At 59.2% G+C, this 25819-nt stretch carries 24 protein-coding genes, 4 tRNA genes and 1 pseudogene; 8 read left to right on the top strand and 21 right to left on the bottom strand.

Annotation, left to right across the window (positions count from 1 at the left end; genetic code table 11):
* Positions 1–194: 194 nt before the first annotated feature.
* From murB to ACIPIZ_RS23960, 8 genes are all read right to left on the bottom strand, one after another.
* Positions 195–1214, bottom strand: a complete 1020-nt coding sequence (murB, locus tag ACIPIZ_RS23995; protein ID WP_401167832.1) for a UDP-N-acetylmuramate dehydrogenase — start codon at positions 1212–1214, stop codon at positions 195–197.
* Entirely contained in the window at positions 1211–1675 is a 465-nt protein-coding gene (locus ACIPIZ_RS23990) for a low molecular weight protein-tyrosine-phosphatase (RefSeq protein WP_122661688.1), read from the bottom strand. The genes murB and ACIPIZ_RS23990 overlap by 4 nt, the downstream gene beginning before the upstream one ends.
* The gene (gene kdsB, locus ACIPIZ_RS23985) at positions 1675–2439 is read right to left on the bottom strand and encodes a 3-deoxy-manno-octulosonate cytidylyltransferase (protein WP_236430432.1); all 765 of its coding nucleotides are present in this window, start codon (positions 2437–2439) and stop codon (positions 1675–1677) included. The genes ACIPIZ_RS23990 and kdsB overlap by 1 nt, the downstream gene beginning before the upstream one ends.
* The gene (locus ACIPIZ_RS23980; RefSeq protein WP_003174668.1) at positions 2436–2621 is read right to left on the bottom strand and encodes a Trm112 family protein; all 186 of its coding nucleotides are present in this window, start codon (positions 2619–2621) and stop codon (positions 2436–2438) included. The genes kdsB and ACIPIZ_RS23980 overlap by 4 nt, the downstream gene beginning before the upstream one ends.
* 22 nt (positions 2622–2643) lie before the next feature.
* Complete coding sequence (gene lpxK / locus ACIPIZ_RS23975; RefSeq protein ID WP_401167828.1) at positions 2644–3654, bottom strand: tetraacyldisaccharide 4'-kinase; 1011 nt, start codon at positions 3652–3654, stop codon at positions 2644–2646.
* A complete protein-coding gene (locus tag ACIPIZ_RS23970) occupies positions 3654–4082 on the bottom strand; it encodes a biopolymer transporter ExbD (RefSeq protein WP_105705320.1) in 429 nt (142 codons plus the stop codon). Before ACIPIZ_RS23970 ends, lpxK begins: the two co-directional genes overlap by 1 nt.
* Positions 4079–4714, bottom strand: a complete 636-nt coding sequence (locus ACIPIZ_RS23965) for a MotA/TolQ/ExbB proton channel family protein (protein ID WP_007908216.1) — start codon at positions 4712–4714, stop codon at positions 4079–4081. Before ACIPIZ_RS23965 ends, ACIPIZ_RS23970 begins: the two co-directional genes overlap by 4 nt.
* A 101-nt stretch (positions 4715–4815) precedes the next feature.
* A complete protein-coding gene (locus tag ACIPIZ_RS23960) occupies positions 4816–7050 on the bottom strand; it encodes a DNA internalization-related competence protein ComEC/Rec2 (protein WP_401167824.1) in 2235 nt (744 codons plus the stop codon).
* A 136-nt stretch (positions 7051–7186) separates the two neighbouring features.
* On the opposite strand from ACIPIZ_RS23960, the gene ACIPIZ_RS23955 reads away from it, so the two are divergent.
* On the top strand, positions 7187–7705 hold the full coding sequence (locus tag ACIPIZ_RS23955) for a DUF2062 domain-containing protein (RefSeq protein WP_105705325.1): 519 nt from the start codon (positions 7187–7189) through the stop codon (positions 7703–7705).
* Positions 7706–7848: 143 nt separating this feature from the next.
* On the opposite strand, the gene ACIPIZ_RS23950 is transcribed toward ACIPIZ_RS23955, so the two are convergent.
* The 4 genes from ACIPIZ_RS23950 to ACIPIZ_RS23935 all read right to left on the bottom strand — a co-directional run bounded on the left by ACIPIZ_RS23950 (position 7849) and on the right by ACIPIZ_RS23935 (position 11007).
* The gene (locus ACIPIZ_RS23950; RefSeq protein ID WP_064391527.1) at positions 7849–8628 is read right to left on the bottom strand and encodes an ABC transporter permease; all 780 of its coding nucleotides are present in this window, start codon (positions 8626–8628) and stop codon (positions 7849–7851) included.
* Positions 8625–9557 (bottom strand): ABC transporter ATP-binding protein, encoded by a 933-nt coding sequence (locus tag ACIPIZ_RS23945; protein WP_150648328.1) that lies wholly within the window; start codon positions 9555–9557, stop codon positions 8625–8627. Before ACIPIZ_RS23945 ends, ACIPIZ_RS23950 begins: the two co-directional genes overlap by 4 nt.
* Before the next feature lie 123 nt (positions 9558–9680).
* Entirely contained in the window at positions 9681–10304 is a 624-nt protein-coding gene (locus ACIPIZ_RS23940; RefSeq protein WP_401167820.1) for a glutathione S-transferase family protein, read from the bottom strand.
* Positions 10305–10347: 43 nt separating this feature from the next.
* The gene (locus ACIPIZ_RS23935) at positions 10348–11007 is read right to left on the bottom strand and encodes a transglutaminase family protein (RefSeq protein ID WP_105705332.1); all 660 of its coding nucleotides are present in this window, start codon (positions 11005–11007) and stop codon (positions 10348–10350) included.
* A 248-nt stretch (positions 11008–11255) separates the two neighbouring features.
* Between ACIPIZ_RS23935 and ACIPIZ_RS23930 the strand changes: the two genes are divergently transcribed.
* On the top strand, positions 11256–13703 hold the full coding sequence (locus tag ACIPIZ_RS23930; RefSeq protein WP_401167816.1) for an acyl-CoA dehydrogenase: 2448 nt from the start codon (positions 11256–11258) through the stop codon (positions 13701–13703).
* Positions 13704–13792: 89 nt separating this feature from the next.
* Entirely contained in the window at positions 13793–14200 is a 408-nt protein-coding gene (locus ACIPIZ_RS23925; RefSeq protein ID WP_064391538.1) for a PA2817 family protein, read from the top strand.
* A 102-nt stretch (positions 14201–14302) separates the two neighbouring features.
* Here ACIPIZ_RS23925 and ACIPIZ_RS23920 read toward each other — a convergent pair whose 3' ends face one another.
* Positions 14303–15301, bottom strand: a complete 999-nt coding sequence (locus ACIPIZ_RS23920; protein ID WP_064391540.1) for a LysR family transcriptional regulator — start codon at positions 15299–15301, stop codon at positions 14303–14305.
* A gap of 90 nt (positions 15302–15391) precedes the next feature.
* Between ACIPIZ_RS23920 and ACIPIZ_RS23915 the strand changes: the two genes are divergently transcribed.
* From ACIPIZ_RS23915 to ACIPIZ_RS23900, 4 genes are all read left to right on the top strand, one after another.
* Positions 15392–16018: an alanyl-tRNA editing protein gene (locus tag ACIPIZ_RS23915; protein ID WP_122661693.1), complete on the top strand. Its 627-nt coding sequence runs from the start codon at positions 15392–15394 to the stop codon at positions 16016–16018.
* Positions 16019–16110: 92 nt separating this feature from the next.
* On the top strand, positions 16111–16881 hold the full coding sequence (locus ACIPIZ_RS23910; protein ID WP_064391543.1) for a 2OG-Fe(II) oxygenase: 771 nt from the start codon (positions 16111–16113) through the stop codon (positions 16879–16881).
* Position 16882: 1 nt separating this feature from the next.
* A complete protein-coding gene (locus ACIPIZ_RS23905; protein WP_064391546.1) occupies positions 16883–17521 on the top strand; it encodes a LysE family translocator in 639 nt (212 codons plus the stop codon).
* Between the two features lie 187 nt (positions 17522–17708).
* A complete protein-coding gene (locus ACIPIZ_RS23900) occupies positions 17709–19448 on the top strand; it encodes a dipeptidase (protein WP_401167812.1) in 1740 nt (579 codons plus the stop codon).
* A gap of 140 nt (positions 19449–19588) precedes the next feature.
* Here the strand turns inward: ACIPIZ_RS23900 and ACIPIZ_RS23895 are convergent.
* The 4 genes from ACIPIZ_RS23895 to ACIPIZ_RS23880 all read right to left on the bottom strand — a co-directional run bounded on the left by ACIPIZ_RS23895 (position 19589) and on the right by ACIPIZ_RS23880 (position 19954).
* Positions 19589–19664: transfer RNA gene (locus ACIPIZ_RS23895), tRNA-Gly, on the bottom strand.
* 2 nt (positions 19665–19666) lie between these two features.
* Positions 19667–19742, bottom strand: a tRNA-Glu gene (locus ACIPIZ_RS23890).
* 57 nt (positions 19743–19799) lie between these two features.
* Positions 19800–19875: transfer RNA gene (locus ACIPIZ_RS23885), tRNA-Gly, on the bottom strand.
* Positions 19876–19878: 3 nt separating this feature from the next.
* Positions 19879–19954: transfer RNA gene (locus ACIPIZ_RS23880), tRNA-Glu, on the bottom strand.
* A 384-nt stretch (positions 19955–20338) separates the two neighbouring features.
* Here ACIPIZ_RS23880 and ACIPIZ_RS23875 point away from each other — a divergent pair.
* Complete coding sequence (locus tag ACIPIZ_RS23875) at positions 20339–21097, top strand: hypothetical protein (RefSeq protein ID WP_064391550.1); 759 nt, start codon at positions 20339–20341, stop codon at positions 21095–21097.
* A gap of 224 nt (positions 21098–21321) precedes the next feature.
* Here the strand turns inward: ACIPIZ_RS23875 and ACIPIZ_RS23870 are convergent, their stop codons facing one another.
* From ACIPIZ_RS23870 to ACIPIZ_RS23855, 4 genes and pseudogenes are all read right to left on the bottom strand, one after another.
* The gene (locus tag ACIPIZ_RS23870) at positions 21322–22185 is read right to left on the bottom strand and encodes a methyl-accepting chemotaxis protein (protein WP_401167842.1); all 864 of its coding nucleotides are present in this window, start codon (positions 22183–22185) and stop codon (positions 21322–21324) included.
* Positions 22183–22407 (bottom strand): annotated as a pseudogene (locus tag ACIPIZ_RS23865) (HAMP domain-containing protein); the annotation flags it as partial. The pseudogene ACIPIZ_RS23865 and the gene ACIPIZ_RS23870, both read right to left, overlap by 3 nt.
* Before the next feature lie 990 nt (positions 22408–23397).
* Positions 23398–24792 carry a PLP-dependent aminotransferase family protein gene (locus ACIPIZ_RS23860; protein ID WP_122661696.1) on the bottom strand — a complete coding sequence of 465 codons (1395 nt, stop codon included), beginning with the start codon at positions 24790–24792 and terminating at the stop codon, positions 23398–23400.
* Positions 24793–24982: 190 nt separating this feature from the next.
* The gene (locus tag ACIPIZ_RS23855) at positions 24983–25744 is read right to left on the bottom strand and encodes an SDR family oxidoreductase (protein WP_064391556.1); all 762 of its coding nucleotides are present in this window, start codon (positions 25742–25744) and stop codon (positions 24983–24985) included.
* Positions 25745–25819 lie beyond the last annotated feature (75 nt).

The raw sequence follows: 25819 nt of genomic DNA, 5'->3' as shown, positions 1-25819 counted from the left end.
TTAATCGGCGGTGGTTCACGCAGATCGACTCAGGCTAATCAGGCTCTCTTGTGCCGACGCGAACGTCTGCACCGGGCCTTTGGTGGAGCAAATGACGGTTATCGTTAGCTCGCTAAGTTAACCCAGCGTTAACAAAAAAGCCCTGCACTTTTTCATCAATGCAGGGCTTTGGATGGCGTCTGGAAAGCGTAGCCTCAATACCGGTTGGGCTCCATTTCCAGTTCGACATTGAAACGTTCTGCAATGTCTTTCTGAATGCGTTGCGCCAGATCGAACAATTGCAGACCGGTCGCCGTGCCGTAGTTGACCAGCACCAGCGCCTGCAATTTATGCACGCCAGCATCGGCTTCGCGGAAACCCTTCCAGCCAGCGCGCTCGATCAGCCAACCCGCCGCAAGCTTCATCTGCCCGTCCGGTTGTGCGTAAGCCACCACATCCGGGTGCTGCGCTTTGATCTGCGCGACAGTGGCCGCCGACACCAGCGGATTCTTGAAGAAACTGCCGGCATTGCCGAGCACCGCCGGATCCGGCAGTTTTTCACTGCGGATGCTGCAGATGGCGCGGCTGACGTCAGACGGCGTCGGTTGCTCGATGCCCTGCTCGCTCAGGCGCTGACGCACCGGGCCATATTCCAGATGCAGATGCGCGACGCGATTGAGCGTGAAGCGCACCCGCAGAATCAGCCAACGCCCCGGTTGCTGTTTGAACAGGCTGTCGCGGTAGGCGAAGTTGCATTCCTCCAGGGTGAAATCACGTAGCTCGCCAGTCTGACGATCCAGCGCCGTGAGCCCGGCAAACACATCCTTGATCTCGACGCCGTAAGCGCCAATGTTCTGCATCGGCGCAGCACCGACGGTGCCCGGGATCAGGCTGAGGTTTTCCAGGCCGGAAAAACCCAGCGCCAGCGTGTGCTGAACAAACGGATGCCAAGGTTCGCCGGCTTCAGCTTCGATCACCACACGGCTGCCGTCATCGCTGATCACGCGGATCCCGCGTGTCACCATGCGCAGCACCAGCGCCGGGATATCCGCCGTCAGCAGCAAGTTGCTGCCACCGCCGATCACCAGCAATGGCACGCCGTGCGCGGTGGCATACGCCAGCGCTTCACGGACATCGGCATCGCTGTGAGCTTCGGCGAACAGTTGCGCGCGGACATCGACGCCGAAACTGTTGAACGGTTTCAGGGAAACCTGCGGTTGCACCTGCAAACTCATAACCGGCCCTTCACTTCGATCAACAATTGGTCACACGCCGCTTCAATCAGATCCAGCACCTGCTCGAAACCCTGATCGCCGTCGTAATACGGGTCCGGCACTTCATCGACCAACCCGGCATAGCGGCGCAGGAACAGATCCAGCTCGGCTTTGCCGGTGGACGGTTGCAGGGCTTTGAGGTTGCGCAGGTTGCTGTTGTCCATGGCCAGAATCAGGTCGTAACTGGCGAAATCAGCACGGCTGACCTGCCGCGCGCGTTGCATCGACAGGTCATAACCGCGCACTTTCGCGGCGGCCTGGCTGCGTTTGTCCGGCGGGTTGCCGACGTGCCAGTCACCGGTGCCGGCGGAGGCCACTTCGACCTGATCCGCCAGCCCGGCTTCACGCAATTTATAGCGCAACACACCCTCGGCCGTGGGCGAACGGCAAATGTTGCCCAGGCACACAAACAGAACGCGCATCAGGCCCCCAGCAGGCGACGAACGCGCTCGAGGTCTTCAACGGTGTCGACGCCGGTTGGCGGCGCAATCAGCGCGTCGGCGACGTGAATCCGCACGCCGTGCCACAGGGCACGCAATTGCTCGAGGGATTCAGTGTTTTCCAGCCAGCACGGGCCCCAGCTCACGAAATCCTGGAGGAAACCGGCACGATAGGCGTAGATGCCGATGTGGCGGCGGTACGGCACGCCTTCCGGCAATTGCTCGCGGCTCTTGGCGAACGCATCGCGCGCCCATGGCAACGTCGCGCGGCTGAAGGTCAGCGCCAGACCGTTGACGTCACTGACGACCTTGACCACGTTCGGATTGAACAGGGTGTCGACGTCCTCGATCGGCTCGGCCAGCGTGGCCATGCGCGCTTCGGTATGGGCAGCGAGGTTGGCAGCGACCTGATCGATCACGCTTGGCGGAATCAGCGGCTCGTCGCCCTGCACGTTGACCACGATCGCGTCGGGCTCAAGGCCCAGTTTCGCTGCGACTTCGGCCAGACGATCAGTGCCGGAATTGTGATCTTCACGGGTCAGCACCACTTCGGCGCCAAAGCCTTTGCAGGCCTCGACGATGCGCGCATCGTCAGTGGCAACGACCACTCGGGTCGCGCTGCTTTTGCTCGCCTGTTCCCAGACGTGCTGGATCATCGGCTTGCCGGCGATGTCCAGCAGCGGCTTGCCCGGCAGGCGGGTCGAGGCATAACGCGACGGGATGACAACGGTGAAGGCGGTGGTCATTTATCCAGACGCTCGTCGGTGGTCAGGGTGCGGGCTTCGCTTTCGAGCATCACCGGGATGCCGTCGCGGATCGGGTAAGCCAGGCCGGCGCCCTTGCTGATCAGCTCGGTCTTGTCGGCACTGAGCTTGAGCGGGCCTTTGCAGATCGGGCACGCGAGGATGTCGAGCAATTTGGTGTCCATGAACTTTCCCTGGATAAAAGAATTAAGGCAAAAGCCGATCGGGTAACAGGCGCATCAGCTGTGTGTCGAACCAGGCCACGAAGGCCGGCGACGGCACGGCATCGACCGCCAGATACCACCAGTCGGCAGCAGCGAAGGCACGGCACTTCACCGCGTCCTTTTCGGTCATCACCAACGGCAATGACGGTGTGAAATTCAAGGCCTGCACGCTGTATTCGGCGTGATCGGCAAACGCGTGCGGGACTGCTCGCCAGTCTAGCGCTTCGAGGGTATTGAAGAAACGCTGCGGATTGCCGATCCCGGCGACCGCGTGCACGCTCTGGCCGGGCGCAAAGTGTTCGAGCGGCTTGCGCTCGCCGCTGCGCAGGTTGACCAGCGCCGTCGGCTGCAGATGGAAGGCAAATCCGTCGTCGCGATCTGCAGTGGCGCCGTTGAACAGCACGCCGTCGACGCTTCGCAGACGTTCGATCGGTTCACGCAGCGGGCCTGCCGGCAAGCAGCGTTTATTGCCGAGACCACGGGCGGCATCGATCAGCACCAGCTCCAGATCCCGCGCCAAACGATAATGCTGCATGCCGTCATCGGAGAGGATCAGATCCAGCGGTTCACTGGCGAGCAAGGCTTTGACCGCAGCGCTGCGATCCGGGTCGATCATCAGCGGCACGCCGGTGCGCTGGACGATCAGCAATGGCTCGTCGCCAGCGACGTCAGCAGTTTGATCGGCCTCGACGCGCCACGGCATTTGCGGCGGCTTGGCGCCGTAACCACGGCTGACCACGCCAACGCGCAAACCACCGCGCCGGCAATGCTCGATCAGCCAGAGAATCATCGGTGTCTTGCCGGTGCCGCCAACGGTGATGTTACCTACCACAATCAACGGCACGGGTGGCTGGTAGATCTCGCCTACACCGTCGAGAAAGCGCTGGCGTTTACCCACCACCACACGGCGATACAACATTTCCAGCGGCCGCAGCAGCGTCAGGGCCGGGTGCCCCTGGTACCACGCAGCGAGCAAACGATCGGACAGGCTCATCAGGATTTCGGCGCAGCCTCAACCGTGGTCATGCGCAGATGGCTGAAACCGAGCTTGCCGGCGGCGTCCATGGCGGTGATCACTGATTGATGCTGAGTCTTGCCGTCGGCACTGATCGACAACGGCATGTTGGTGTCACCGTTGGATTCTTTCTGCATGGCTTCCATCAACGTCGCCAGATCGTTTTTCGGCAAAATCTTGTTGTTCACCGAAAACACGCCTTCGGCGCTGATGGCGACATCCAGTTGCTTGAGCTGCTGGTCTTCGGCCGGCGAGCCGCTGACCGCTTCCGGCAGATCGACGCGCAACTGGGTTTCACGGGTAAACGTGGTGGTCACGACGAAAAACAGCAGCAGAATGAACACCACGTCGATCAGCGACGCGAGGTTGATATCGATGGTTTCCCGAGGCTTGCGACGGAATTTCACGCGCGGCCCTCGGCCAGATCGACGTCACGGTCGCCCTGCACCACTTCAACCAGCTTGATCGCTTCCTGTTCCATACCCACCACCAGTTCATCGATACGGCGTTGCAGGAACCGGTGGAAGAACACCGCCGGAATACCGACCATCAGGCCTGCTGCAGTGGTGATCAGCGCTTTGGAAATACCACCGGCCAATACCGAAGCGTTGGTGGTCATGCCTGAGCCAGTGAATGCGCTGAAGATATCGATCATGCCCAGCACCGTACCCAGCAGACCGAGCAACGGCGACATCGCAGCGATGGTGCCCAGCGCATTAACGTAGCGCTCGAGTTCGTGAATGACCCGGGCGGCGGCCTCTTCAATGCACTCTTTCATGATCTCGCGACCATGCTTGGAATTCGCCAGACCGGCGGCGAGGATTTCCCCCAGCGGCGAATTGGCGCGCAATTCCTTGAGTTTTTCTTTATTGAGCTGCTTGTCCTTGATCCAGACCCAGACCTGACCCAGCAGATGCTCGGGGGTGACGCGACTGGCGCGCAGGGTCCACAGACGCTCGGCGACAATCGCCATGGCCGCGATGGAACTCAAAATGATCGGCAACATCATCCAGCCGCCGGATTTGACCAATTCCCACACAGTGACAGTCCCCTCGAAAAAGTGCGCCACTTTACCATACCGGTCAGCGATTAAGACCCGCCGCCCCGACGACCGTAATGTCGAGTTCGCCTGCGCCCCGATCAACGGGCGACTGCCGGCGGATCCCGCCAGAAACGCCGCTGTTGACGCATCGTCCAGGGCGGTTTGAAGCGGCCCAGTTGCAGATGAATGGCGCCTAGTTCGGCACTGTCGTAAATGCGCAGACCCTGTTTGCGATAGCGCGCCAGCACGGTCGGGTGCGGATGGCCGAAGGAATTGCCATGGCCTCGGGAGATCAGCACCGACTCGGGCCGCAACGTTTGCAGCAGCGCCATGGATGAGGAGCTGCGGCTGCCATGATGGGGTGATTGCAGCCATTGCGTCGGCACAGCCATCGGGCTGTCGAGCAGGCTTTGTTCCGCGTGGGTATCGATGTCGCCGGTCAGCAGGATTCGCTCACCATTGGCTTCGATCTGCAACACGCAGGAGCGCTGATTGCTGTCGTGGGCATCCGCCCATTGCCAGAGCTGAAAGCGCACGCCGTCCCATTGCCATTGCGCGCCACTTTTGCAGACTTCAGCGCTCAATTCGGCGGGCAGCCCCGGCGGATCGCCGCTCAGTACCCGGACGACCTTCATGCCACGTGTAATCGCCAGCGCACCGCCCGCGTGATCGGCATCGGCGTGACTGAGCAGCATCAGATCGAGTTTCTCCACGTTGAGTTTGCGCAGCGCCGGCAACACCACACGTTCGCCGAGATCGAAATCACCGAAACGTGGGCCAGCGTCGTACAGCAGCGTGTGGTGACGGGTTCTGATCAGGATCGCCAGACCCTGGCCGACATCCAGTTGCCAGACATCGGCCAGGCCCTCGTTCAAGCGCTCGCGCGGCGGCATCACCAGAATCAGCAGCAACGGCCAGCCCAGCAGCCGCATCGGCACACCACGGGGCAACAGCAACAACATCGCGCCGAGGCTGCCAATGGCCCAGACCCAAACGGGTATCGAAGGCGCAACCCATGCAGGCCATAGCCCAGCAATCAGCGCCAGCGCTCGAAACAGCCAATTGATCAAACCACCGGCCAGCCACAGCAGCCCATCGCCGACATAAGGCACCGACAGCAGTAAAGTCCCGAGCAGCGCCGGCGGCAGCACCAGCAGACTGACCCAAGGCACCGCCAACAGATTTGCCAGCGGCCCACTGAGACTGATCGGCAGGTTCAACGCCAGCAGCACCGGGCATAAACCGATGGCGATCAACCACTGCGCGCGCGTCCAGGCCTGCCACCAGCGCCACGCGCCCAAACGACCGCCGAAGGTGAAGATCAGCACCGCCACTGCTGCAAACGACAGCCACAAACCCGGACGCAGACTGGCGAGCGGATCGAGCAACAGCACACCATTAAAGGCCAGCAACAGTGGCCACCATGCCCCCAGATGGCGAAAACGCAGGCGCCACAACAACACCAATCCCACCATCACGCAGGCGCGCTGCACGGGCACCTCGAAACCGGCGAGCAAGCCGTAACCGAGCGCTGCTGCAAACGCCAGTCCACAAGCCCACGGCAGCCATGGCCAACGCAGCGGCCACAGCCCATACCGCGCGAGCCCGGCGACCAGCAAATACATCACCGCCGCCAGCATCCCGATGTGCTGACCGGAAATCACCAGCAAATGCACGGTGCCGGTGTCCTGCAGAATCTGCCAATCCTCACGACTGAGCGCTGAACCATCGCCCAGCACCAACGCCGCCAGCGCACCGGCCCGACCGTGCGCGTCCACCGCGAGCAAGCGCTGACGAATGCCGTCGCGCCAGGCCCACCGGGCTTCGCTGAGGCGCTGCCCATCCTTGATCGTGCCCGTCGCACCGATGCGTTGCGCCAACAGCCACGCTTCATGATCGAAAGCATCCGGGTTGAGCAAACCATTCGCACGCTTGAGTTTGACCGCCAGCCGCCAGCGCTCACCGCTGTTGACCGGCGGCCCGGCATACCAGGCCAGACGCATCCGCGTGGGCAATTTTTCGTGACGAGAGCGGGCATCAACCAACTCGAAACGCACCACGCCGTCCGCGTTTTGCGGCAAACCGACCACACGCCCTTCGAGCCAGCGGGTTTCGCCATCCAGACGCGCCGGCAGTCGATCATTCAAGGCCCACTGCGCGCTGACACAGGCCCAAGTGAAGCCGAACAGCAAAAACGCCAACGGATAGCTGCGAAACGGCAGCAACATCAAACCCAACACCGGTAACAGCAACATCCACCCGACCGACGGCAATGCCGGTAAAAACATCGGCACCAGCAGACCGACTGCCAGCGCCATCATCCCTGTGCGCATAAGCCCGTCCTTGAGAGTCCCGCACTTAGGCATAGCGGGTGTCAGGCACGTCCGTCGTCAACAATTGTCACAAAGTCTGAATGGGCGCCTCGTAGAATCCAGACATACTTGCCGCCTTAACCGACCGAGAAGCCTTATGCCCCGGCGCTTATTCAAACGTTACATGCCCGACCCGACGAGCATCAGGGAACACAAATCCTTACGCTTTCTCGGCAAGTTGCTGCATGACCCGAACCTCTGGCACCTCAATCGCCACTCTGTCGCACGGGCGATGGCGGTGGGCTTGTTTGCGGCTTTCCTGCCGATTCCCGCGCAGATGCTGGTAGCGGCGGCGCTGGCGATCACTGTTCGCGGCAACATGCCGATTGCCGTCAGTCTGGTCTGGCTGACCAATCCGGTCACCATGCCGGCAGTGTTCTTCTGCACCTATCAGGCGGGAGCGTGGTTGATGGATGTGCCTGCCCGGCATCTGCCGGATGAGCTGACCTGGGAATGGATCAGCGGCGAGTTGTCGACGTTGTGGCAGCCGTTTCTGCTCGGCTCGGTGGTAGTGGGGTTGGTGCTAGGCGCCCTCGCCTATTGCCTGGTGATGATGTATTGGCGCTGGTGGGTCGCGCGGCAATGGGCGCGGCGCAAGAAAAACCGCATGCGCTGAATGCAAAACGGCCTCCGCAGTGGGAGGCCGTTTTGATTGGTGGCGTCTGGATTGGCCCCATCGCGAGCAGGCTCACTCCTGCATTGGAATGCGTTCCCCTGTAGGAGTGAGCCTGCTCGCGATGGCCACGACTCGGTCTGGAGTCAGGTACGCATCCCGCGCCCACTCACCAGCAACCGTGCACAACCGAGGTACAGCACAACCGTCGCCACCAGCATGAAGGTGATCGCAATACCGATCTTGATATCCGACACACCGAGAATGCCATAACGGAACGCGTTGACCATGTGCAGCACCGGGTTGGCCAACGAAACGGTTTGCCAGAACGGCGGCAGCAACGTGATCGAATAGAACACGCCACCCAGATACGTCAGCGGCGTCAGCACGAACGTCGGGATGATCGAAATATCATCGAAGTTGCGCGCAAACACGGCATTGATAAAGCCCAGCAACGAAAAGATTGTTGCTGTCAGCACCACCACAAGGATGGTCACGCCCAGGTGATGCACCTGCAAATGGGTGAAGAACAGCGACAGAATCGTCACGATCACGCCCACCATCAGGCCACGCAAGACGCCGCCAATGGTGAAGCCGATCAGAATCGTGTGCGGCGACACCGGCGACACCATCAATTCCTCGATGGAGCGCTGGAACTTGCTGCCGAAGAAACTCGAGACCACGTTGCCGTAAGAGTTGGTGATCACCGACATCATGATCAACCCCGGCACGATGTACTCCATGTAGGTGAAGCCACCCATGTCGCCGATCTGCCGACCGATCAGGTTGCCGAAGATCACGAAGTACAGAACCATGGTGATCGCCGGCGGCAGCAGGGTCTGCGGCCAGATCCGCGTGAAGCGTTTGACCTCGCGGTAAACGATGGTCTGCAGGGCGACGAGGTTGGGACGCAATTCAGAACTCATACCGCTACCTTCGACAGATTTTTCTCCACCAGGGACACGAACAGCTCCTCAAGGCGATTGGTTTTGTTGCGCAGGCTCAGCACTTCAATGTTCTGCAGCGCCAATTGGCTGAACAACGCCGTGATGCCCATGGATTTGTCGACCTGAACTTCCAGCGTATGGCTGTCGATCAACCGGGCCGGGTAGCCGAGCAATTGCGGCGCGGCGCTCAAGTCGTTTTTCAGGTCCAGCAAGAAGGTTTCCACGTGCAGTTGGCCCAGCAATTGTTTCATGCTGGTGTTCTCGACAATGGTGCCGTGGTCGATGATGCCGATGTTGCGGCACAACTGCTCAGCCTCTTCCAGATAGTGCGTGGTGAGGATGATGGTGATGCCTTTCTGGTTCAGTTCGGTAAGGAACGTCCACATTGAGCGGCGCAGCTCGATGTCGACGCCTGCGGTCGGTTCATCGAGGATCAGCAGACGCGGTTCGTGCACCAGCGCACGGGCAATCATCAGGCGCCGTTTCATGCCGCCGGACAACGAACGCGACGGCACATCGCGCTTGTCCCACAGGCCCAGTTGCGTCAGGTACTGCTCGGCGCGTTCCTTGGCGATCTTCGCCGGAATGCCGTAGTAACCGGCCTGAGTCACGACGATGTCGAAAGTCTTCTCGAACTGGTTGAAGTTGAATTCCTGGGGCACCACGCCGATCGAGCGCTTGAGCTGCGCAGGATTCTTGTCCAGGTCATGACCGAAGATATTCACCGTGCCGCTGGTCTTGTTCACCAGGGTCGAGAGAATGCCGATGGTCGTGGATTTGCCGGCGCCGTTGGGGCCGAGCAAGGCGAAAAAATCACCTTCGGCGACGTCCAGATCGATACCACTCAAGGCCTGGAACCCGTTGCCGTAGGTTTTGGTTAGCTGCCGGATGGACAGAGCGGAACTCATATCTGATTTACGCACCATTGAAGGAAAAAAGGAGACGGCGGCGAGGGATCGAACCGCAGCGCAAGTGCGCAATGGTGCTTGCCGCCGCCGTACAAGTACAGTCAAGTGTGTCGATAGTAGGTATTAAGTCAACGCGGTCATAACCGCTTTTTGGTAGGCCGGACGTTGCTTCAGGCGTTCGTACCAGGCTTGCAGATGCGGTTGCGGCGCGCGTTCGATGGGCATCTCGAACCAGGCATAAATGAAACTGCCGAGCGGGATATCGCCCATGCCGATATCTGTACCGGACAGATACGGTTGGCTGACGAGTGCCTGATCGACCATGTTCAGCAACTCGTTGCATTCCTTGATCGCGGCGTTGATTGCCGCCCAGTCCTGCTTGTCCGCGGGCGTGCGCAGCACACCCCAGAACACCGTGCGAAAAGGCCCGGCGAAACTCGACGTGGTCCAGTCCATCCACTTGTCAGCGCCGGCACGGACTTGCGGATCCGCCGGATACCAGGCGCTGTCGGGCGCATGTCTGGCCAGCAGATAGCGAACGATCGCGTTGGATTCCCACAACACGAAACCGTCGTCTTCGATCACCGGCACCCGGCCGTTCGGGTTCATCGCCCGGTACTCGGGTGTGTCGACAACGCCGAATGCGCCGCCGGCATCGATCGCCTCGTAGGCCAGGCCAAGCTCTTCAGCAGCCCACAATGGCTTCCGGACATTCGATGAGTTTTTCCGTCCCCAGATCTTCAGCATGACCGCCTCTTTTCAAATGAGTGGGCAGGCAGCATACGCCGGATCAGACACGTCTCACATCACTGTGCATATCGCCCAGCAATGGCGGCTGCTGATCGGTGAACAGATGCGGATAGCACTTTTGCAGATGCTCGAAGAAGAAGGTTTCCGGCACGTCGGCGAATTGGCCGTGATCGACCAGATACTCCATCAACTGCGCGCCATCACGGTTGTAGGGGTGGAAAACGCTGTCATTGATACCGTCGAACTCCAGCGGCGCGACGTTGAACAGTTCGCAGAGTTTCTGGTTGAACGCCGGTGTGGCCTTCACCCAACGATCGTTGAGGAAAAACTCGGTGTAGCCGTGCATAGCGAACATGTCGCTTTTCAACAATTCAAGCAGGCGCGGCGTCGACAGGTGGTTTTTCACATCGGCCAGGCCGATCCGCGCGGGGATTCCGCAATGCCGCGCGCAACCGGCGAGCAGCGTGGCTTTCGGCACGCAATAACTCTCCCCCGTCGCCAACGCATAGCTGCCGCGCAAGGTCTGCGGATCGCGACTGAAGGTGTAGGGGTTGTAGCGCACGGCCTCGCGCACGGCGTAATAAAGGCTGATCGCCTGCGCGAGCGGATCGCGACTGACCCCACGATGCTGTTCGGCGAACTCCACCACCGCCGGGTGGTCACTATCGATGAAGCGGCCGGGACTCAGATACTCGTGCATGACGACAATCTCCTGAATGAGCCTGGAGTCTAGCGACAGCTCAAGCACAGAGATAACGACGTTTCGGCCAAACTTGGACGCAAAGACGCGGATTGATCGAACGATTTCCCACACGCGTTGCCCACCGAACCTACGAAAACCATCCGGGGTTTCCCACGATTTCAATCACCTTGGTCTGACCACCCGGTTTTGCAGATGCCGTCTAAGCTCTGGAGGGTCGATTTGCCTTGGTTCACGGAGGACTGAATATGCTGTTGTTGTGGATACTGGTTTTGCTGGTCGGCGTGGCGTATCTCGCCCACCGGCGTATTTCCCCTCTGCCCGCGTTGGGCATCGTTGCCGTGTACCTCTTGGCGATGGGTATTTTCAGTCACGCACCGGGCTGGCTGATGCTGGTGTTCTGGGTCGTGCTGGCCGCGGTCGCCGCACCGCTGCTGCTGCCCGACCTGCGCCGCAAACATTTCACCGCGCCGCTGTTCAACTGGTTCCAGAAAACCCTGCCGCCGATGTCGCAGACCGAGCGCGACGCGATCGATGCCGGCACCGTCTGGTGGGATGGCGAGTTGTTCAGCGGGCGTCCGGACTGGGACAAACTGCTGGCCTATCCGAAGGTGCAACTGACTGACGAAGAACGGGCGTTCATTGACGGCCCGACCGAAGAACTCTGCGCCATGGTCACCGACTGGCAGATCGGCCAGTCGATGGACTTGCCGCCGGAAGCCTGGACGCACATCAAGGAACACGGTTTCTTTGCCCTGATCATTCCGAAAGAATTTGGCGGTAAAGGCTTCTCGGCCTATGCGCACTCGCAAGTGGCGATGAAACTTGCGACCCGCAGCGGCGACCTCGCCTCCACCGTGATGGTGCCCAACTCCCTCGGCCCGGCCGAACTGTTGCTGCATTACGGCACCGATGAACAACGCAATCACTACCTGCCACGACTGGCTCGCGGCGATGACATTCCGTGCTTCGCCCTCACCGGTCCGCTCGCTGGCTCCGATGCCGGGGCGATGCCCGACACCGGGATCATCTGCAAAGGTCAGTGGCAAGGTCAGGAAGTCATCGGCCTGCGTCTGAACTGGGAAAAGCGCTACATCACCCTCGGTCCGGTGGCGACACTGCTAGGTCTGGCGTTCAAGGCGTATGACCCGGAGCATCTGCTGGGTGACAAGGAGGACCTCGGCATCAGCCTGGCGCTGATTCCGACCGATACCGACGGTGTCGAGATCGGCCGTCGTCACCTGCCATTGGGTGCGGCGTTCATGAACGGCCCGAACTCCGGCAAGGACGTGTTCATCCCTCTGGACTTCCTCATCGGCGGTCAGGAGATGCTCGGCAAAGGCTGGATGATGCTGATGAACTGCCTGTCGGTCGGCCGTTCGATCTCGCTGCCGGCGGTCGGTACCGGTGCGGCCAAGTTCACCAGTCTGGTGACCGGTCAATACGCGCAGATTCGTGAACAATTCAACGTGCCGCTGTCGGCGTTCGAAGGCATTCAGGAGGCGATGGCGCGAATCGGCGGCAACGCATGGATGATGGACGCCGCGCGCATGCTCACGGCCAACGCAGTGGATCTCGGCGAGAAACCGTCGGTACTGTCGGCGATCCTCAAATACCACCTGACCGAGCGCGGTCGCGAATGCATCAGCCACGCCATGGACGTGCACGGTGGCAAGGCGATCATCATGGGCCCGAACAATTACCTGGGGCGTAGCTGGAACGGTGCGCCGATCTTCATCACGGTGGAAGGCGCGAACATTCTCTCGCGCAACCTGATGATCTTCGGTCAGGGCGCAATTCGTTGCCATCCGTTCGTGCTCAAGGAAATGGCCCTCGCCGGTCGCGAGGACAAGGACCAGGCGCTGAAAGAGTTCGACGGTCTGCTGCTCAAACACATCGGTTTCGCCGTGAGCAACGCCGCCAGCACGTTGGTGCTGAACCTGGGCTTCGGTCATTTCGAACATGCGCCGGGCGACAAGATCAGCCAGGGCTATTTCCGCGCGCTCAATCGTCAGGCAGCAGCCTTTGCAATGCTTGCCGACTTCAGCATGATGCTGCTCGGCGGTGAACTGAAACGCCGCGAACGCCTTTCGGCACGTCTCGGTGATGTGTTGAGCAACCTGTATCTGGCCTCGGCGGCGCTCAAGCGTTATCACGATCTGGATTCGCCGGCGTACATGGAGCCGCTGTTCCGCTGGGCGATGGAAGAAAGCCTGGGTCAAGCGGAGCGGGCGATGGATGAATTGCTGCGCAACTTCCCGAACAAAGTCTTCGGCTGTCTGCTACGCGTCATCGTCTTCCCGTTTGGCCGTCGTCACAAAGGTCCGTCGGACAAACTCGGTGCCGAAGTGGCTGGGGTGATTGGTCGAGCCAAAGGCGACCCGGCGCTTGAAGAGCTGCTAGCCGGTTGCTATCGCCCGCAATCGGCGGACGATGCGGTCGGTGCGCTGCAGCACGCAAGCGATCTGCTAAACGCCGCGCAGCCGTTGCACAAGAAGCTGCACACTTCGCTGAAAAGCGGTCAGGTCAAACCGGCCGCAGGCGAACACGCCATCGACGCCGCACTGGAGGCTGGTGTGCTGCAACCGGTTGAAGCGCAAAGTCTGCGTGATGCCGAAGCAGCGCGGCGCAAGGTGATCGATGTCGATGATTTCGATAAAGAAGAGCTGAAACAGGCAGAGGGCAAAGTCCGCTGATCCCGACCAGCATATCGCCGTTTATGTGTGATAAATGGGCGCAGGAGCTTTATACTCCCGCGCCCGTTTTGCTCTTGAGGACTTATCTCGTGTCCAACGTCGTTGCCGATCATCTCGTATTGCTCGACCACCTGCGCAGTATCCTGGTCGCCGTAGGTGAGGCCGAACAGGTTCCCGAAGAAAGCCATGCCCTGTTTCTGGAGCGCTTCGACGAACTGCTGGCATCGCTGCCGATCGATCCGATCGAAAGCCAATACCTGGGCCAGGACATCCTGACTCAAGTGATTACCCGTTACCCGCAAATTGCCCACCTGATCCCGCGGGATCTGCTCTGGTTCTTCGCCGGTGATTGCCTGCACTACCTGGCCGATGAAGAGATCGACCTGTATCAGGCGCTGGAGGAACGTCGTTACGAAGCCGAACAGAACGATGAACCGTTCGACTGGAACCAGGAAAAGCAGTTGCTGGCGATGTCCGCTCAGGACAGCAAGCACTGATTCAGTTTGTTGGTTGAAGATCAAAAGATCGCAGCCTTCGGCAGCTCCTACATTGACCGCGTATGTAGGAGCTGCCGAAGGCTGCGATCTTTTGCTTTTGCGCTACAACAACCCCTCGCTTTCAGGTAGCTCGTACGCCATCGCGGTGTTACTTGCATTACCCGGCTTACCGGGTTTGCTCAGGGTCGGTTCCTTCTCCAGACACTCCACCAGAAAATCGATAAACACCCGCAACTTCGGCGGCAGGTACCGAGTGGGCGAGTGCAACAGCCAGAGCCCGCCATGATAAGAGGCGAGGAACGTCCAGTCTGGCAGTACCTGCACGATCAACCTCTGCTCCAACGCATAACGCGCCGTGAAATACGGCAGGCTGCCGATACCAATGTGCTGCAACACCGCGCCCAAACGCACGCCGGTGTGATTGGCGGCATAGCGACCGCGCACGCCGACCGTTACCGCTTTACTGCCTTTCTTGAATTTCCAGCGCGCATCGCTCGGCGTCTCGCCCAGATAAATACAACTGTGATTGAGCAAGTCGTGAGGGTGAGTCGGCGTGCCGTGTTCGGCCAGATATTGCGGCGTGGCGCAGAGCAAATGGTCAATGGTCAGTAGTTGACGGCCCACCAGCCCGGCCGGTGGTCTATCGGTGATGCGGATCGCCAGGTCAACATGATCGTCAATCAGATCAACCTGCCGGTCTTCCAGCAATAACTCGACGTCGACCTTGGGATAGCGCCGCAGAAACTCGGGCATATGCGGATGAACCACAAAGCGCCCCACCGCTTTCGGCACGCTGACCCGCACCAGTCCTTCTGCCTCATGGGTGAACTGGCCGCTGATTTCCATCACTGACTTGGCGGCGCTGACCATCTCCTGGCAGCGCTTGAACACCTCTTCGCCACCATCACTCAAACGTAATTTGCGCGTAGTGCGTTGCAGCAACCGCGTGGCCAAGGCCTTTTCCAGCCGAGAAATGCTGCGACTGACCGCTGAGGGTGATGACCCGAGCTGTCGTGCTGCTTCAGAGAAGCTGCCGGTCTCCACGACCTTGACGAAAATCGCCATTTCACCGAGCAGTGGAAGTGGGAGATTTATGCTCACAGCGCACAAGTCCTTTGATGTTTGAACGGATTATCACGTTATTACACGATTCATATAATAAAAATAGAAACTTTAATAAGGGCATGGAATATGACGCTTCGCCTCTTTTTCCATAGTGATGACCTCAAGGCTAATGTGGAAGTCCTCGACTGCACGCCCCACGAGCATGAATTTTCCGTGGTGTTGCGCGCCACGCTGTTCCATCCGCAAGGCGGTGGGCAGCCCTGCGATACCGGCTGGATCGGTGAAGCCCAAGTGCTGCGCGTGGTCCAGGAGCCAGACCGCATCATTCACTTTGTCGACAGACCGGTAACGCTTGGCATGACCGCTATACGGATTGATGAAGAGCGCCGCCGCTTCAACACCCGCATGCATTCGGCCGGACATCTGATCGGGCACTTTATCCAGGCCATGGGCTGGATGCCGGTCAAGGCGCACCACTGGCCGGACGAAGGTCGGGTGCAGTTCAAACCTGGCGACGCCGCTCAGGAAGTCGACGCCCAAACCGTTCAAATCGGCATTGAGCAATGGATCGAACACGATCTGCCACGCCTGATATCCCTGCGCGAAGGCGCGCGGGAAATCGGCTTCGGTGAACTCCCGGCCTATGGCTGTGGTGGCACCCATGTACGCAGCCTGAAGGAACTTGGCACAGTCACGATCGCGTCCCTTTCGCAGAAGAAAGGCACGTTATCCGTCCACTACCGCGTGGATTGAGCATTCCCGGACGCTGCCCTCGCGCAGCATCCGGCGCCGGGGGAACCGCACTCGCAGGTTCCGTTGACTATCGATAGATGGACCTAAATAACATGATGCTAGACGTCGAGCGTCTCGATGAGACGTGCATAAAAAAACTGGCCAACGAAGAAGTCCTCGCCATCCGCGTCAAAGGCTTTCTGCCGGAGCCGCTGGCGATCGAGATTGGCGACAAGATCCTGGCACCGGGCTTTGAGGGCTACATCAACGCACCCAGCATCGGCCGCATCGGCATGGCGTTTTATGAAGCGGAAAACCAGCCGCTGCTGATCGAGGACTACTTCGAACGCGCCACCAGCAACATCGCTGAATTGCGCAATCGCTGCGCGCCCTACTCTTCGCCGGTCGACACCTTGCGCTGCATGCTCGACGAATCATGGCCGGCGGGGGCGCATCTGGAAAACCTCTACGGCCGCAAGATGTACGTCGGCCTTTCGCGCGTGGTAAAGCCCGGCGTGTGCTTCCTTGCCCACCACGACATCTTTGCCAAGGATGCGCCGGACAGTTTCCAGGCCCGCAGCCTGGAGGCGCAATTCGCCTGCAACGTCTATCTGAACATGCCAACCGACGGCGGCGCATTGCAGATGTGGGACGACAACATTACTCCCGACCAATTCGACGAGATGCGCGGCGACAGCTACGGCATCGACCCGGCGCTGCTCGGGCCGCCAACCCTTGAGGTGCGACCGCAGCCCGGCGACTTCATCATGTTCAATTCGCGCTGCATGCACTCGGTGACCCCGGGCGTGGCGGACCCGCGCTTGAGCCTTTCCTTCTTTGTCGGCTATCGCGGCAATGCTTCACCCCTGACCTTCTGGAGTTGAAATGTATTCGAATTACCTGGGCGAGTTTCTAGCGCTGGCTACTATCCACTTTCTCGCCGTGGTCGCCCCCGGCCCGGACTTCGCAGTGACCATCCGTCAGAGCGTACGCTTCGGCCGATTGGTGGGGATCTGCACGGCGCTGGGCATTGGTGCGGGGATTTCCGTGCACGTGCTGTACACCCTGCTCGGTGTCGGCGCATTGATGCACACCACCCCGTGGTTGTTGACCGTGGCCAAGGTAGTCGGTGGTGCTTACATTTTGTATCTGGGTGTCAGCCTGATCCGCAGCAAACCGAAAACCACCCTTGAAGGCGAAAAAGCCGCCGATGAACCGTTGGTGGAACAGTCGTTGTTCAAGGCGTTCAGCACAGGTTTCCTGACCAACGCTACCAACCCCAAGGCAACGCTGTTCTTTCTGGCGATTTTCACCACGATCATCAGTGCCAGCACCCCCCTGCAAGTCCAGGCGTTCTATGGTTTGTGGATGTGTTTTGTGAACGCGTTGTGGTTCGTGATCGTCGCGCTGTTTTTCTCCAGCAATAAAGTGCGCTTGCTGTTCATGCGCATGGGCCATTGGTTCGAACGCAGCATGGGAGTGATCCTGATTCTGTTCGCCGGGCGCTTGATGCTGTCGATGTAAGCGACAAAAAAGTCCCGGCAATCGCTTGCCGGGACTTTTTCATTTCTGCGCCTCTTTTGCGTTTCTGTGCGACAGATCAAGTTTCAGGACTCCCTGGTTACTCGCCCACAGTGTTAGTTTGCAAAATGTTTCTGACACAGCCGACAGAAACATCTCTCATCAATTGCCCGCAAGGAAAGCCTCCGTAATGGATTTCTCCCTCAAGCAACTGGCCGCCGCTACCCTGATGCTGGCCAGCCTCGCGTCATTCACCACCGCCGCTCAAGCCAACATCACCCCGCAGCAGAGCGCGGTCATCCTCAAATCCTTCGACGACAAAAACGTCACGGATTTCCGCGAGTTTCTGGGCAGCCTGGCCAAGAGCGACATCGCCAAAAGCGATAATCTCGGTCCGGCCATCAGCGCTTTCCTCGACAATAAAACCCTGACCGCTGAGCAGCAGAACGAAATCCATCGTCTGCTGGGCATCTACACGCGCGTCAAATACGGCAAGGCCGCGCTGCAAACCCTGCGCGAACTGGTCGAAATTCCAACCTTCCAAAAGGAAGGCGTCGCACAGCACGACAACCCTGAGTTCATCAAGATTGCCGGCAAGATCCAGAGCCTTGCCGAGTCGTTCAATCTGAACTTCCGCAACATCGACAACCGCGTCTACGAAATTTCCCTGGAAGGCAAAGGTGACGAAGTCGTCGGCATCCACGCACACGCTGACGTGGTGCCAGTGACCCCGGAAAACTGGGTGCTCAAGGACGGTACCAAGCTTGATCCGTTCAAAGTCACCCTGATTGGCGATCGCATGTACGGTCGCGGTACCGAAGATGACAAGAACGGCATCGTCGTTGCGATGTACGCAATGAAAGTGATCAAAGAAGAAAAACTGCCATTGGCGCGCAACTTCAAGCTGCTGGTCGATACCACCGAAGAAACCACCGGCGACGCCATTCCCTATTACTTCGAAAAAAACCCCACGCCGGCCTACAACATGGCGCTCGACGGTGGTTACCCGGTGGTGATTGCCGAAAAAGGCTACGGCACCGTGATGGCCAAATTTGCCAAGCGCACAGCTGAAGGCAAAGGCGCAGAGATCACCTCGATGACAGGTGGCCTGGCCACCAACCAGATACCGTCAGCCTCGGTCGTGACCCTGGTGACCGACAAGCCTGGCGAACTGGCAGCAAGCCTGCAAAAAGCCGGGACTGAATACGCCAAGCACAACGGTAGCGACTTCCAGGTCACCGCCAAGGTTGATGGCAAAGACGTCAAACTGACGGTCACCGGTGTTTCCGCGCACTCCTCCGAGCCCGAGTCAGGTGTTAACCCGGTCGCCCGGATGCTGAGCTTCATCAATGGACTGGACGGCAAAGTGCCGCTCAAGCACAACCAGTTCACCGACGCTGCACATTACGCTGCGGATAACTGGGGACTGGATTATCTGGGCAAAAAACTCGCCGTGGATTTCTCCGATTCGTTCATGGGGCCGCTGACCACCTCCCTGACCTATGTCGGCGAGGATGACAAAGCCTTCAAACTGGCGGTCAATCTGCGTGTACCAAAGGGCAAATCACCAGAGAAGCTCAAGGCTGAAATCGCCGACAAGCTCAACGCCTGGACAAAGAAAACTCACGTAGCCGTGGACTTCGATTACTCGGTCGCCGAACCGATGTACCGCAACCCGGAAGGGGAATGGGTCAAGGCATTGCTGGCAGTGTCGACAGAAAATCTCGGCATGAAGCACGAGTTCGGTACCTCTGCCGGTGCGACGTCGGTGCATGAACTGCCTAACGGCGTGCAATTTGGCTTGGCGCGTCCCGAGGTGAAATACACCGGGCACACCGATGGCGAGTTCAAGACCATTGACCAGTTCTTGCTGGACCTGCAAATCGTCACCGAAATGATGGGGCGCATCGGGCAATTGCCGAAGCTGTGATCGATCCTTCGAACCCGGTCAGCGCATGGCCGGGTTCTGGCAGACGCAAAAAAGGACCGCGAAGGTCCTTTTTTATTGGCGACGACAAATCGCGCACAAACAAAAACGCCGATCATCACTGATCGGCGTTTTTGTGAATATGGAGCGGGAAACGAGACTCGAACTCGCGACCCCGACCTTGGCAAGGTCGTGCTCTACCAACTGAGCTATTCCCGCAATGGCGTCCCCTAGGGGACTCGAACCCCTGTTACCGCCGTGAAAGGGCGGTGTCCTAGGCCACTAGACGAAGGGGACACAGGCTACAACTTTCACTAATAAAAACGCCGCTCACTGAGCGGCGTCTTTAGAATTTGGAGCGGGAAACGAGACTCGAACTCGCGACCCCGACCTTGGCAAGGTCGTGCTCTACCAACTGAGCTATTCCCGCAAATGGCGTCCCCTAGGGGACTCGAACCCCTGTTACCGCCGTGAAAGGGCGGTGTCCTAGGCCACTAGACGAAGGGGACACACTACAACATTCACTTCCTGCCGCGCTTCGCTGTGTGCTTTACGCTGCAAGTGGCGCGCATTCTATGGATGGATTGAGAGGTCGTCAACCCCTTGATATAAATTTATTTAAATCAATGACTTCGACCTGCTTTGCAGCTGCAATCCGGCTTTTCCGTCGTCCGACGATTGACGCCTATATTCCGCCACTCGCCAAGACGTTATAGTCCACCGCACAGTGATGGCAATCTGAACCCGTAGCGCCAGCATTCATATAAGCAGCGCGCGGCCGATACAGATTGAACCTGCCGAACCAACCAGTCGAGCGGCGCTAGGCGGTTAAATGCCCAGCCACTACACTCGCATGCGAACCCTATAAAGAGGTCTTACCGGTGACACCACTCATGATCACCCTGCTAGTCGTAGCCGGGATCGCAATTCTGATCGCCATTGGCTACATGAACCATGTGGTGGAAAACAACAAACTGGAGAAGGCCCGCACCAAAGTCGAACTCAACGACCGCCTGCGTCGTTGCGGCGAACTGACCGAAACTTTCCCCGGTCAATTCATGACCCCGGCTTTGAAGCTGCTGCTGACGCGCCTGGAACTCAACGTTTGCCAGCGCCTGTTGAGCCTGGAAAAAACCAGCGCCACTACCAAGGCACGCATCACCGAACTGAGTGGACTGGTCGCCCAGGGCGAGTCGATCCCGGTCAACAACCCACCAGCACCGATCATGACCGAAGCCAAGGCCAAGGACGTACGCTTCCTCCTCGAAGCCCTCCACGGCCAAATCACCCGCGCCGCCCACGACGGCTTTCTGCCACCAAACGAAGCCAAACACTGGGTTCGTGAAGTGCGCCACATCCTGGTGTTGCTGCACATCGAGTTCTTCAACAACCTCGGCCAACAGTCCCTGCAACAAAACCAGCCCGGCCAGGCTCGCCTCGCCTTCGAACGCGGCGTGCAATACCTGCGCAAACAGCAGGATCCACAGATGTATGCAGAACAACTGCAATACCTGGAAAAACTGCTCGCTCGCGCCAACGCCCAGGTCATGGACAAAATCGCCCCGGTCGAAGGCGAAGAAAACCAACTCACCGCCGGCCTCAAAGACGTCGAAGCGGATGCAGACTGGAAGAAAAAAGTGATCTACGACTGATCGTCGATGCAGGAAAAGAAGCCACCGCCGAGGTGGCTTTTTTGTGGGTGACCGATGGGGATCGGGTGAATGGACGACTGCCATCGCCAGCAGGGTGACTCGCCGTAAGGGCGAAACCGCCAGCCGCAACAACCGCAGAACCGGACACTCACCCAAAACCCCAAGAGCATGGTCGGCCCAAAGGCCGCCAGCCCAAAGCGTCAAAGCGTCAAAGCGTCAAAGCGTCAAAGCCGAAAATGCCCAACCATCCCGCGCAACTCACTCCCCAACTGCGCCAGCTCAACACTGGAAGCCGCATTCCCGCGCATCGCCATCGATGACTGATCCGCACTGGCACGAATGCTCGTCACACTGCGATTGATCTCCTCTGCCACCGAACTCTGTTCCTCCGCTGCCGCCGCAATCTGTTGATTCATCTGCTGTATCAATGAAACCGCTGCCGCAATACTCCCCAATGCACTTTCCGTCTGCAGTGCATCACTGACCGCCAGCTTCACCAACTCACCACTGCTCTGAATCTGCTGCACCGAAGCATGCGCCGCCGCCCGCAAGGCGCTGACCAACCGCTCGATCTCCTCGGTCGATTGCTGTGTACGCCGTGCAAGCGCGCGAACCTCATCGGCCACCACCGCAAAGCCCCTGCCCTGCTCACCGGCGCGCGCCGCTTCGATTGCCGCGTTGAGCGCCAGCAGATTGGTCTGCTCGGCAACACTCTTGATCACCTCGAGCACCGTGCCGATATTCTGAATCTCGGCACTGAGACTCTCGATGCTGGTACTCGCAGAAGACGCCGAGTCCGCCAACTGCTCAATGCGCGCCATGCTCTGACGCACTACCTGCTGACCCGTCTCGACTTTGTCATCCGCCGTCTGCGCCGCCAACGCGGCCTCTTCGGCATTACGCGCGACATCGTGAACAGTCGCCGTCATCTGGTTCATAGCGGTGGCAACCTGTTCGGTTTCCTCCTTCTGACTGCTGACTTCAAGATTGGTCTGCTCGGTCACCGTCGACAGCGACTGCGCAGAACTGGCCAATTGCTCGATGCCGGCCTGCAAGCCGCTGACAATCGTGCTCAGTCCTGCGCCCATCTGCTGCATCGCCAACATCAACTGGCCGATTTCATCCCGGCGCGTCACGCCAATCGTCGCGCTCAAATCACCGGCGGCAATCTGCTGGGCCACCTGAATCACGCTGCGCAACGGCGAAACAATCAGCCGGGTTATCACCCAGGCTGCGATCAACCCGACCACCAGTGCCAATGCCGAAGAGCCGATAATCAGCAATGAATTCTTCTTCAGTTCCGCCTGCATCGCGCCATCTTCAGCGACATACGCCTGATCCACCCGCTCCATCACTTGCGCGGCACGCTGGTGCAATTGTTCGTAAACGGTTTTTTCCTGCGCCAGCAACCCGGTGTATTCGGCCAGTTTGTCGTTGAACCCGGCGATGTGCCCGGACACCTCATTGAGCACCGTCAGATACCCCTCATCCTTGACCGTGGACTTCAGCTCCTCGGCTTGCGCCTGCGCCTGCGCGGCCTGCTCGATATTGCCCTTGCCGGCACTGTCGGCATCGCCCTTGCGACTCTGATCGAGACGAATCCGTGCTTCGTTCATGGCCTGCAACATCAAGCGTGATACCTGACTGACCTGACTGGCCTGCTCGATAAACTGCGCACCGTCCTTGCCCTCGGTGTCTTTCAAGGTATAGGCGCCATCATCGGCCAGTCCGGCCTGCAACACATCGAGGTTGTTGGCCACGCTGGACACCGACCAACTGGCCATTTCCAGCGCGAGATCCTTGGCCTGTGTCAACGAGACAAACTCGTCGAACGCCTTGCGATAGGCATCAAGCGACTGTTCGACATCACTCATCACCGGTACATTCGCCGGCGACTGCGCCTTGAGCTGGTTGGCCAGGGCAATAAGAGCAACAACACCTTCGCGCAAGGCATCGGCGGTTTTCGGATTGTTGCGCAAGGCGTATTCCTGCTCCAGCAGGCGTACGTTGAGCAGGCCACTGTTGAGCGAAGACATCTGCTTGAGCCCATTGAAACGCTGACTGATGGTTTGCAGGGACCAGACACCCATTGCTGCCACCAGCGCGGTCAACAGCAGTACGAGCACAAACCCGACACCCAGTTTTTTCGCCATACCGAGGTTGGCAAAACGTCCTTGCACGGCCGAAATCATTGCGCGAAGCCCCTTGCCAAAGTGTGTGGACGAAGATTCGCAATGGCCATGGACCGGCACAAGTCTCTGGCGTCGGAATAATGGCAAAAAGCTACGCCCGCGTCGTTTTCAGAACGCTTGAGGTCGATCCACGCGGGTGCTGCGGAAAAACTGCCGTGCACGGGGGTCGCAGGCGTATGCGACGTTGATACGCTGCCACTCGCACACCTCGCCACCGGGACTGAATGCTCCCGACGCGGCAAGCGATACACCACTGCCCAGCGCCTGTCGACGCAATCGGGCAGGATCGGCAGATGGCGAACGCGCCCAGATGAACAAGCCACCGCACGGTTTTCCGAACACTTCCCACTCGGCGTCTTCCAGTACTTGCAACGCGGCTGCACGGTCGACACTCAAGCGCTGACGCTGACGATGCACCAGCTTGCGATAGGCGCCACTGGCCAGGAGACGAGCCAGTACCGCCTCATTAAAGCCTGAAGACCCCGCACTGCTGATCATCTTGATCCGCGCAAGCCGTGCGATCAGCTCAAGATCGGCGAAAACGAAGCCCACCCGCAATGAGCTGCTCAGGGTTTTTGAGAAACTGCCGACGTAAATCACTCGTTGATCAAGTGCCGCCAACCGTGTGCCATTGCCATTATGCAAATCGGCGTAGACATCATCTTCGATCACGCGCACATCACCGGCATTGCACAGCTGCAGGACCTGCCGGGCTACGGTCGGACTCAAACAGGAGCCGGTGGGATTGTGATGATGACTGTTGATAAACATTGCCACTGGCCGGAACTGCTCCAGCACGCGCGCCAGCGCGTCGATGTCAGGCCCGTTCGGGGTGCGGCGAACTTCGAGCAAGTGCACGCCGTGCAATCGCAAAAGATCGAACAGCTGCACATGTCCCGGGTTCTCGACCACCACGTAATCGCCAGCCTTCAGCAGGGCGCGCACAATCAGGTCAAGGGCTTGAGTCGCACCGCAGGTGGTCATTATCTGCGCGGCGCCAGCCTGAACATTGATCATTTTGAGGCGTTTGACGATCTGTTCGCGCAGCGCCGGCAGCCCCAGTGGCGTGCTGTAGTTGAACAGACTGCTCATGTCGGTGCGAGCGACCTGACCTATCGCATAGCTCAAGTCATCAGACTCACGCCAGTTTTCAGGTAACCCGCCATCGCCGAGATTCAACGTGCCCGGTAAACCGCAAACACTTCCCGCCTCTGGCCGAAGCCGATCGATACTCGCCGGTACAGGCGCATTTATCGCACGGCGAGGCGCTGCTGCCACCATGAATCCCGAACCTTGGCGCGGCGCCAGAACGCCTTGTGCCACGAGTCGATCACAAGCCTGAACCACGCATGACTGACTGAGCAAATTGCTGCGTGCGATTTGCTGTACTGAAGGCAACCGTGTGGCAGGTGGCACATCACTTCGCACGATCCAGTCGATCACTCCGTCAACAATCTGCTGTACGACTGGCACCATTGCCTGTCGGTCAATTCTCAATTCCATGAGCACGCAAACTCCTGTCCGTTTTGCTGGCGGCAGTAAATCACAGCCGCGCCGGACAGGCTGTGCGACAACGCCGCCAAAAGCGACCGTTCTAACCATTTGATACACATTGTTTAAGGGGCTTCACGGAACTGAACGTGATCCACAAAAAAGCCCGCAACGAATGCGGGCTGTCTTTCCTGCGCTCTGTTCAGAATGCGGTGACACCGCCATCCACAGCCAGCGAGTGGCCAGTGGTGAATGCCGCACCGTCGCTGCACAGGTACAACACGGCACTGGCGATTTCCTCGACTTTGCCGATGCGGCCGACCGGGTGCATGGCGTTGGCGAACTCAGCCTTTTTCGGATCGGCCTCATAAGCGCGACGAAACATGTCGGTATCGATCACCGCCGGACACACCGCGTTGACGCGGATTTTCTTCTTCGCGTATTCGATGGCGGCCGATTTGGTCAGACCAATCACCGCATGCTTCGACGCCGCATAGATGCTCATCTTCGGCGCCGCGCCCAGCCCTGCCACCGAGGCGGTGTTGACGATCGCTCCGCCGCCCTGCGCCAGCAACAGCGGTAGTTGATACTTCATGCACAACCAGACGCCTTTGACGTTGACCCCCATGATTGCGTCGAACTCATCCATCGAGCCGTCGGCCAGTTTGCCTTTTTCAATTTCGATGCCGGCATTGTTGAAGGCATAGTCCAGACGGCCGTAGGTATTGATGACCTCGTCCATCAGATTTTTCACTTCGCTTTCGATGGTCACGTTGCAACGCACAAAGTTCGCTTCGCCACCGGCTGTACGAATCAACGCGACCGTGCCCTCCCCCCCTGCCGCGTCCAGGTCGGCGACCACCACTTTCAGGCCTTCGGCAGCGAACGCCTGCGCGGTCGCACGACCGATACCGTTGGCCGCGCCGGTGACTACGGCAACCTGACCGGAAAACGTCATGCTCATTGTTGTGTCCTCGAAGGGATAGATGCAGGGGATGTGTGGCATCGCAGCATAGCCATTGAGGCCGGCCACGCGTCA

Source organism: Pseudomonas sp. NPDC087690 (assembly GCF_044743175.1).
Classification (GTDB): domain Bacteria; phylum Pseudomonadota; class Gammaproteobacteria; order Pseudomonadales; family Pseudomonadaceae; genus Aquipseudomonas.
This window is presented reverse-complemented; position numbering and strand designations above follow the sequence as displayed.